This window comes from Bacillus sp. AP50 (assembly GCF_040492675.1).
GTDB classification, from domain to species: domain Bacteria; phylum Bacillota; class Bacilli; order Bacillales; family Bacillaceae_G; genus Bacillus_A; species Bacillus_A cereus.
Window position 1 is genome coordinate 1 of sequence record NZ_JBEUTW010000469.1, and the last position, 1,495, is coordinate 1,495.

Sequence of the window (1,495 nt, forward strand, 5' to 3'; positions counted from 1 at the left end):
AGGTATGATAGTTGGTGCAATATTAGTAAAAAAGATAACTGATTGTTTTTCTTATTCTTATCTATTGAAAAAAATAAGTTTTATGTTGGCAATTTTTATGATAGTTTCAGGAATACCTGTTTTATTTAAACCTATTGTAGTAAATAATTTGGTATATGTTACTACGTATTGCATGATTATGTTCTTTTTAGGATTTATGATAGCACAAATTGATATTCCTTTAATGTATTTCATGCAAAATGAGATTCCTGAAGAATATAGAGGAAGAGTTCTTAGTATTGGATTAAGCTTAGGTAAAATAATGCAGCCAATAGCACTTGCAATATCAGGACTATTATTAAATTTCATTCCAGCCTACACGCTTCCTATTGCAGGGGGGATTGTATTTTTTATTTTGAATAAAATTTTAGCAAATAAGTTAAATTTAGAAATTCATTCAAAAGATTATAGTGTTTAACGTAACTTAAAAAGCGCAGGATCAGCATCCTGCGCTTTTCTATCGTAATTCAGCTGTTTTTCTAATAACAATCTTATCAATATCATCTTCTTCATCACCAATAAATAACCCGCGCTCTTTTAAATACGCTTCAAAATATAAATCTGCTTCTGCACGTTCATCATACGGTTTTACAGATAAAACGAAACCTAATTTGTTTTGTTCTTCTAAATGAGAAGTGGAGATGTAAGCCGGTACATTGTGGCGTAAAAAGAGTTCTTTAACCGGAATAATCATATCTTTCATTAATTTCGTTAGCATACCCATTTCAAACTCGAAATTAAAGCGATCTATACTACATAAATCAGCGAATACTACACCGATAAAACCTGTATTAAATACTTCTTGATATTCTACATCTTCGTCATGGCCGCCGTAAAAATTCTTTTCGATTAAATAATTGACAAAATAAGCAACGCCATCACTTTGTTCAAATGGTTTCGTTGAAAGAACAAAGCCAATTTTCTTTTGTTTATGTAAATACACACATGACATGTATGCTGAAATGTTATGTTCTTTAAATAAAGCACTTGTTGCTCCAGAGAGACCATCTAATACGTGATGAACAATTTGAAGTTTTTTACGAGCGAAATAATAGGATTTCTTTTGTAACTCCAATGTATCAATAAAGACAGAGCCGATAAAGCCTGTATTTGAAATAATAGGTGCTTGCTTTTTTCTTCCTCTGCGCTTTAATGGAACCATTGTTAAAATCATCCCTTCATGTACAATTAAAATAAAAAGAACGTTTGTTCGTATATTTATATTTTACTATTAAAACGCTATAAAGTAAAGGGTTTTTGACGAAAAAAACAACAAAAAAGACACCTGTAAAGGGTGCCTTAAACGCTGTAGGGAAGAGGGTTCATCCCTACAATTTATATTATGATACAGAAACAATCTCTTCTGTATCTTCTACATCTAAATGACAGTCCATAGTACGAACATCTTGATCTTCATGACTTCCGAAATAAATAGTAATTTTCATATGTATCGCTC

1 protein-coding gene and 1 pseudogene are annotated in these 1,495 nt (G+C 31.0%); one reads left to right on the plus strand and one right to left on the minus strand.

What is annotated here, in order from left to right; all coding sequences use genetic code 11:
* Nucleotides 1–457 (plus strand): annotated as a pseudogene (locus ABWK52_RS24820) (MFS transporter); the annotation flags it as partial.
* 39 nt (nucleotides 458–496) lie between these two features.
* On the opposite strand, the gene ABWK52_RS24825 reads toward ABWK52_RS24820, so the two are convergent.
* Nucleotides 497–1,201 (minus strand): hypothetical protein, encoded by a 705-nt coding sequence (locus ABWK52_RS24825; protein WP_098541873.1) that lies wholly within the window; start codon nucleotides 1,199–1,201, stop codon nucleotides 497–499.
* Between the last annotated feature and the right edge of the window lie 294 nt (nucleotides 1,202–1,495).

Excerpts from the sequence above, each read along its gene's own strand:
- ABWK52_RS24825 (WP_098541873.1), bottom strand. The coding sequence starts at position 1,201 with ATGGTTCCATTAAAGCGCAGAGGAAGAAAAAAGCAAGCACCTATTATT.